General features: G+C 61.4%; 7 protein-coding genes. 2 read left to right on the top strand and 5 right to left on the bottom strand.

Features of this window, described 5'->3' with window-relative positions:
- Nucleotides 1-86: 86 nt before the first annotated feature.
- On the top strand, nt 87-1,238 hold the full coding sequence (locus ACI38B_RS04980) for a hypothetical protein (protein WP_439729786.1): 1,152 nt from the start codon (nt 87-89) through the stop codon (nt 1,236-1,238).
- A 120-nt stretch (nt 1,239-1,358) separates the two neighbouring features.
- Here the strand turns inward: ACI38B_RS04980 and ACI38B_RS04975 are convergent, their stop codons facing one another.
- The 4 genes from ACI38B_RS04975 to ACI38B_RS04960 are packed head-to-tail and all read right to left on the bottom strand — an operon-like array spanning nt 1,359 to nt 4,113.
- Nucleotides 1,359-2,852, bottom strand: coding sequence for a hypothetical protein (locus ACI38B_RS04975; protein ID WP_439729785.1), 1,494 nt, complete (start codon nt 2,850-2,852; stop codon nt 1,359-1,361).
- On the bottom strand, nt 2,849-3,448 hold the full coding sequence (locus ACI38B_RS04970) for a hypothetical protein (RefSeq protein WP_439729784.1): 600 nt from the start codon (nt 3,446-3,448) through the stop codon (nt 2,849-2,851). The genes ACI38B_RS04975 and ACI38B_RS04970 overlap by 4 nt, the downstream gene beginning before the upstream one ends.
- A gap of 5 nt (nt 3,449-3,453) precedes the next feature.
- Nucleotides 3,454-3,849 (bottom strand): hypothetical protein, encoded by a 396-nt coding sequence (locus tag ACI38B_RS04965; RefSeq protein ID WP_439729783.1) that lies wholly within the window; start codon nt 3,847-3,849, stop codon nt 3,454-3,456.
- A gap of 21 nt (nt 3,850-3,870) precedes the next feature.
- Nucleotides 3,871-4,113: a hypothetical protein gene (locus tag ACI38B_RS04960; protein WP_439729782.1), complete on the bottom strand. Its 243-nt coding sequence runs from the start codon at nt 4,111-4,113 to the stop codon at nt 3,871-3,873.
- Nucleotides 4,114-4,274: 161 nt separating this feature from the next.
- Between ACI38B_RS04960 and ACI38B_RS04955 the strand changes: the two genes are divergently transcribed.
- Nucleotides 4,275-5,081: a hypothetical protein gene (locus tag ACI38B_RS04955; protein ID WP_439729781.1), complete on the top strand. Its 807-nt coding sequence runs from the start codon at nt 4,275-4,277 to the stop codon at nt 5,079-5,081.
- On the opposite strand, the gene ACI38B_RS04950 is transcribed toward ACI38B_RS04955, so the two are convergent.
- Nucleotides 5,032-6,339 carry a tyrosine-type recombinase/integrase gene (locus ACI38B_RS04950; RefSeq protein WP_439729780.1) on the bottom strand — a complete coding sequence of 436 codons (1,308 nt, stop codon included), beginning with the start codon at nt 6,337-6,339 and terminating at the stop codon, nt 5,032-5,034. The genes ACI38B_RS04955 and ACI38B_RS04950 overlap by 50 nt on opposite strands.
- Nucleotides 6,340-6,560: the final 221 nt, after the last annotated feature.

Below are 6,560 nucleotides of genomic sequence, written 5' to 3'. Positions count from 1 at the left end.
GTCATGTCTGCTTCTTGATTGCCTGTTTGACGGCGAGCAGGCCGCTCGTGCGGCCTTGCTTATGTAGTCAAGATTCAAGGAGCGTTATGCAGTTGAAGAAGCATAATTCTAAGACTCCGCCCGAGCGCAAGCCGAAGTGGTTGAGGAAGGGTATTGCCCTTCTTGCGGCTGTGGCGACTCTCGCCACGGGCGGCGTGGTGGCTTCCACAGCGTATGCCGGCGGTGGTAGCGGCAGTCAGTTCGCCGGTGAAGGCGGAACCCCAAGTAGAAGCCGTGATGTTTGGTGGACATACAAGGATCAGGCGCTTTCCAACCCGAATGACGTGACCTCAGGCTCATTCGGGTCTGCCGCAGTTGATAGTTCGGTCTACGCAGCCTTCGCCGCATCGGGTATTGGGATCGATAACGAAGGACCAGCCAAGATCACGGCGGCTCGTACACAGGCTTATAACGAGTGCGTGAGTGGCTTCCATGCCCGTCATCCCGGTGAGGGTGATGGTGATTGCCGTGTGGTTGCGGTCGGTGCCATGCTTGGTGACGGTGTATATCACGGCACTTCTTGGGAGGAGGCCAAGGCGTCCCACTGGGTCTCGCTTTGGAATGAATACATCAAGCCCACTTGGTTTCAGTACGCAGGAACGCGTTCATATAAGGTTGACAACCCATTCGAAGACGAACCAAGCCTGTCCGTCCAGAGAATGATGGAAGAGAGGGTGTGCAAAAACGCGAATTATTGCCCGGCAGACGACAATAAAGCCGTTAATAGCCAGCTGAGCATCGTGGTGATTGTTCTGGACAAGTACCAGCCTGCCCAGCCGATTCAGAAGTTCACCCCCACCATCTCCACCAGTGCCCCTCACGTCATTCAGGAGGGTCAGTCCATCACTGATAATGTGACGGTCGGCGTGAAGCAGGGTGACTCGTGGCCTAAGGATGAGCACGGCAATAACGTGAGCATCACGGCGAAGGGGTATTACTTCACCGGCCCGAAGGACTTGATCCTCAATCACCGCCCATACGCGGGTGATAAGACCGATGCCGCCTTCCAGACTTACATCAACCAGATTAAGTCGGCTGGAGGCGTGCAGCTGGGCGGTGTGGTGACGAAGACATTCAACTCACCGGGTCAGCAGACGGTGTCTCTCGATCCTCAGAAGGCTCCCGCGAACACGTGGGGCACGTGGGTGTGGTTCATCAATAAGAACGCGATTCGCAAGCCGTATGTGGTTTCGGCTTGAATAAGGTCCTTCCTCCCATGGTCGGTCGGTCAGTGTTCTCTGATTGATAAGTCCCCTCCGCAAGACGTCTAAGGACATTCGGGAGGGGTCGGCGCAATGGGGCGCCGATATGCGCATCGGTTATAGGTCGGCTTGCCTGCGGGTATTGTCGAGCAGTTCGAAGATGCGTTCGGGGTGGGTCACGTACTGTTCGTACCATTGGCCGGGCCTGATCTTCATGACGTCGCTGCCGAGGTCGGCGCGGTTGTCGGCGAGTTGCTCGTCGGTCTGATCGTCGGGCCGGGCCTTGTCCAGAAACTTGTTCCATGCCGTGTCCAGCGGGTTCGCGGCGTCCTTGGCCCTGTGGCTGTAGGTGACCATGCGCCGGCCCTTGAGGGCCTGCTCGGTTTCGTGGGTGATCCTGAGCAGCCGCAGCGTGGAGTTGTTGACCGGATAGTCCCCGATGATCTCGCCGGTGAGGGCGTCGGCGACCATCAGGGTATTGGCGTCGGGCCATATGACCTTGCCGCCCTTGGGAAGGGCGAACCAGAAGCGGCTGGCTTTGGGGTCGTTGGCGATCTGCGCAAGCATGCCGAAATAGGTCATGGAGCCGTTGCGCCCGTGCTTGCCTTGGCCGTTGAGCAGCTCGAAGGCGGCGTGTTCGGCGGTGTCCTTGCAGACGTATTCGGCCAATGCCTCACCGGCTGTGGCGGTGTCGGACACCAGCCGGAGGTTGAAGCCGCCGTGGTTCATGTCGCAGTCGAAACCGTCCTTGGCAAGGCTTGCGGCCCACCTGCCGAACAGTCGCCGCCCGAGCCTGACGTACTCCTCCACCGTGGGTATTCGCGCCAGCAGGACTATCGCGTGCAGGTGAATGTGGTGCCCGTTGACCGGGTTCCATGTGTTCTCGATGGTGTTGACCCACCCGGCGATGCCATGGCGGTCGCGATCCCCGATGAAGCGCCTGCCCCCACGATATGGAGTGCCGTTGGTCAGGGCCGATCTGGCATGGCTCACCGCGTCAATGAGGTCGGCGGGCGTATCGTCGAGCGAGTGCCTGACCGTGAGCGTGAGGAACAGGGCACAGCGGCGTGACGTCCGCCCGTCGGCATTCGTGTATGGGGCATTGAGCCACCAGTCGAGGCCATCAGCGAGTTGCAGGGCGCGTTGTCTGGCGATCACCCCGGCGCATCGGGCGCAGTTGCGCGATCCGCACGAGCACAGGCCCCCGATCGACACCCCAATGCTGCCGTCGCTCCTTATGTAGGTCTTGACATGGGCGTTGCCATCGGCATGGTCGGACGGGGGAAGCACGCTTCTGCCGCATGCCCTGACCGATCTGAGGGAACTGGTGCGCCAGCCCATGACGCGCATGCGCCATGTCAGCTCCTCGGGGCTGCTGTACGCTTTGTCCTCATATTTACCGAGAAGCTCGCCGGCGGTGCCGGCTCGCGCCATGCCACGGCCGTGGTCCGGCCCGTCTGTCTTCCTCGCCGCGCTCGGTCGCCCGCCGTGCCTTCCCGCGTCCGCCGACATGGCTGCCACGCGCTTGTCTGCGGCTGTTTTCCGGGTGCTACGGGAACGCCCCGGGGCCTGCCGCTCCGGGGCGCTGTGGGGCCGTTCTGTGGCGATCATCGGGGTGCCACCCCGTAGTCCTTGAGCGCGTCGCAGTAAGCCCTCACCACGGCGGGGTCGATGGCACCCTCGACGGTGATGAGGTTGACGAACGCTTGGTCGCGGGTGTTGGACTGGTCGAACCACAGGCCGAAGCGGCGGTCGGTGTGGGGCAGCACCTGCTCAACGATATGGGAGAACTCGCTGGTCGTGCGCAGGAAGTCGGGTCGTATCGCGATGCGCAGACGGCCCGCACGGTTGGCCTCGATATGGTCGAAGTCCCACATGAGGTCCGGGGTGAGATCCTCGGGCAGCATGCGCTGGTAATCGGGCCATATCAGGGTATTGATGCCTTGAGCCAATGGCCGGGCGACGTTCGCCACCGCCGGTGTGAGCACCCGGTTGTAGATGTCCACGAGCCGTGAGGCACGTTGCGCATGCTTGCGGCCGCTCTTGCTCAGGTACGTAAGCAACATGTCCCGCGTCATGAGGGCGTCCGTCACGGCGGCGGGCATCGGGGACTCGTAGACTGTGAGCCACCGGCCGGGCGCGAGGCCCACGGAGGCAAGGGTCGAGGAAGCGGGCTGAGACTGCTGGAAGTTGTCGAAATTATCCATGACGCTCACTCCTCGCCCATCTCGATGAAGTCATCGGCCGCGCCATCGGCGGCCCCGCCTTGGGTATTGGCGTCGGCGAACTCCAGGTCGTCCGCGCGGAACGATTCCCAGTGAGTGCCGTTGCTCAGCGTGCCCGTTGAGAAGGTCGGATTGACGGGGCGAGCCTTGACGCCGAGGCCGACATGCTTGCGCCAATCGCCGTCCGGCACCTTGTATGTGAAGGTCTGCATGTGCTTGGCACCGTTGCGGCCGGTGACGTTCTCCATCACCTCGACCTTGAACACCTGACGCCCGTCGATGGTCTTCTCGGGAACGTCCTTGCCATCGTCGTCGCGCCGGGTGGACTCGTTGACATTGCCGGTCAGCAGCACCGATTCGATCAAAGCTTTAACAGTTGTCATAACATCTCCTTAGATCGGAATTTATTCGCAGAGGTTCAGGGACTCGCGTTGGTCGACGGCGGGGGCGTTGAACGGTCGCTGGAAGAACGCCAGCACCGACCTCTTATCGATGAGCTTCTTCCGCCTGCCGATCCGGTACACGACGAGATCGCCGTCGGCCACAAGCTGGTCGATGAACGAACGCGAAGACTTCAACGCCTCCATGACCTCGTTGTAGGTCATGGTCTCGGGGATCTCCGTCACCGCCTGCCGCCGTGCCGCCATCGTCGTCACCTCCTCGATTCCTCGAATCCTGCAATTACTTGGTTGGCTTGAACCAACTGATCCACACAATACGGGGCCTACCCCTTGTATCTCGTTTTTTATGGGTATTCCCCAACTTTGTGGTATCGTGGTGAGTGACGTGCTAACGGAAAGGAGCCGATATGCGGCAAGCACCCAATCGGAAGCTGGAGGCGTTCGGAAAGCGCATGCAGAACCTGCGCAGGAACGAGGAGGATACGCCGGGCCACGAGGCGATGAGCCGCAGGGTATTCGTCGAACGGGCCGGGGAACTGGGCTACAACGTCAGCGTCGATTGGATCACCGCCATCGAGCTGGGGCAGCGGAAGGACGTCACGCTGTCCGATGTGGTGATCCTCTCGAAGGTGCTGGACTTGCAGCCGATCCGCGTGCTATGCGATCTGAGCAGGCCCTTCAACGAGGCCGATCTGCCCGCGTTCAGGGGACTGTCCAACATCGAGGTGGTCGGCGACTTCTACTGTCTGGGAGACGGCATCGAAACCTACGCGCTGCTGGGGCCGGACGTGCTCGCCGCCCGCAAGCTCGAACTGGCACTCAAGACCTACGAGGACTCCCTCTACAAGCTCGAGAGCTACTCCCCGCCGGACAAGCCCATCGAGCTGGTCGGCGACGAGGACGACGAGGAGCACCAAAGGCTGCTCAGGCAGGCGTTCCCGACCATGCTGCACCGGGAGGCCAACCGCGAACAGCTCGACGTCATCGACGGGTTCGTGCAGATGGTCAAGCCATGGCGCGATGCCGTCAAGGCCAGCGGGGTGCGCTTCGACGGCACCATCATGAACAAATACCGGGTATTGCGCGACGACCAGTTCGCAAAGTTCCTCGTGGAGGTTCAGAAAAGAAACATATTCGACAGGAAGCTCTACGCGCAGCCCATCGTCACCGAAGCTCCCGAAGCTCACGGCGAAGGGACTCCAGACGCCGCTTGACCTGTTCGAGCTGCTCCTCGGTGGCGGCGATCTCGGCCTCGACCACCTCCGGGGTGCGCACGGCCGGGAGCATGCGATCGGCTAGGGCATTCGCCACCCGCGCGGTGTGTTCGTCTACCGCCCTTTGGTAATGCCTGATGGCGACGTCGGTGGAGGTGTGTCCGAGCTGGTTCATGGCCTCGCGCAAGGTGCCGCCGGCAAGGATTAGCAACGTGGCATGAGAGGCCCTGAGCGTATGGAATACGATGTCGGGGCGGCCCGCCGCCTTCTTTGCGACGTCGAAGTGTTTGCGCAGCGTGTTCTGTGAGAGTACCGTCACCTTCCGGGGTTTGAACAGCATGGCGTCCCTGCCGGGATCGCAGTACTTTGCGATATGCTCGCGGATCAGGGGAATCAGCCCATCGGGTATTATCACGTTGCGCGTCGAGGAAGCGGTTTTCGTGGAAGACAGCCGGGTCGCCCCGCGATCATTCTCCCCGCGGCTTACGCTGTGCCTCACATGCAGCGTCTTGTTCCTGAAATCGATGTCCCCAACCCGCAACGCGCACACCTCGCCGATGCGCAGACCGCCCGCCAGCGCCGACAGATACACCGACAGCCGCGTGTAGCCGGGCATGTTCTCATACAACGCCCGCAGCTCCTCCGGAGTGATCGGCGGCACCTTGTCGCGGCCCGAATCAGGCAGAGGCGGTATCGGAAAGATGAAGGGATTGTCCGGCCTCAACGCGGGCGAGCCGTCCAAGCGTTCAGTCGAGGCGCACCGCATGACCGCCTTGAACCGCTGGCATGCGCGATGGAAGGCGTGCGGCCCCTCGGGGTGCGGTTTCTCGTACCATTTGCGAATGTCCTGCGGGGTGATCTGCTGCACCGCCATGTCCTTGAAGTCATCGAGGAAATGCGACACGTCCGCGCGTATGTTGCGCATCGAGGAGCCGGACAGCCGCGCGCCCGTCTTCGTGCGGTAGTTGGCGATCCACTCCTCCACATAATCCCCGAACAGCACCCGGCTGTCATCGAGCATCTGCTCGCGCTGCTTCGGCGATAACCATGGCGTGTGCGTGCTCAGGCACTGGTTGAGATACTTCTCCTCGGTGCGCAGCCACATGATCGCCTGATCCTCCTCGGAGGGCCTGAACGACTTCTGTATCCTGTGGCGCGGATTGTTCGGATCGGGGTAACGGGCGACCAACGACGTGACCACGCCGTTCCCGTTCGCGCGTCTGGTGATGTTGCCGAAGTCCCTCCGATTTTTCGTCATATGCCTCATGATAAAACTCCCCAGCAAAAAATTGTGACCTAACTTGTGACCTAACTGCCGTGAAACAAGGGCCTCGACGGGTATTCAGGAAGATGCGGCCAACCCGTCGAACCATGTCGGGCAGACCTTGGAACGCCAATGTTCCCAAGGGTTTTGCTAGGAATTAATGCGGAGACGAAAAAAGGTACCGCCAAACGACGGTACCCTGCTCGTGCCCCCCG

It is taken from the genome of Bifidobacterium sp. (assembly GCF_051876855.1).
Lineage (GTDB): Bacteria > Actinomycetota > Actinomycetes > Actinomycetales > Bifidobacteriaceae > Bifidobacterium.
The sequence above is the reverse complement of the archived record's forward strand: the minus strand, read 5'-3'. Positions and strand labels throughout refer to the sequence as shown.

Bases quoted from the DNA above. Each gene is read 5' to 3' on its own strand.
- ACI38B_RS04980 (WP_439729786.1), top strand. From the start codon at position 87: ATGCAGTTGAAGAAGCATAATTCTAAGACTCCGCCCGAGCGCAAGCCG.
- ACI38B_RS04975 (WP_439729785.1), bottom strand. From the start codon at position 2,852: ATGATCGCCACAGAACGGCCCCACAGCGCCCCGGAGCGGCAGGCCCCG.
- ACI38B_RS04970 (WP_439729784.1), bottom strand. From the start codon at position 3,448: ATGGATAATTTCGACAACTTCCAGCAGTCTCAGCCCGCTTCCTCGACC.
- ACI38B_RS04965 (WP_439729783.1), bottom strand. From the start codon at position 3,849: ATGACAACTGTTAAAGCTTTGATCGAATCGGTGCTGCTGACCGGCAAT.
- ACI38B_RS04960 (WP_439729782.1), bottom strand. From the start codon at position 4,113: ATGGCGGCACGGCGGCAGGCGGTGACGGAGATCCCCGAGACCATGACC.
- ACI38B_RS04955 (WP_439729781.1), top strand. From the start codon at position 4,275: ATGCGGCAAGCACCCAATCGGAAGCTGGAGGCGTTCGGAAAGCGCATG.
- ACI38B_RS04950 (WP_439729780.1), bottom strand. From the start codon at position 6,339: ATGACGAAAAATCGGAGGGACTTCGGCAACATCACCAGACGCGCGAAC.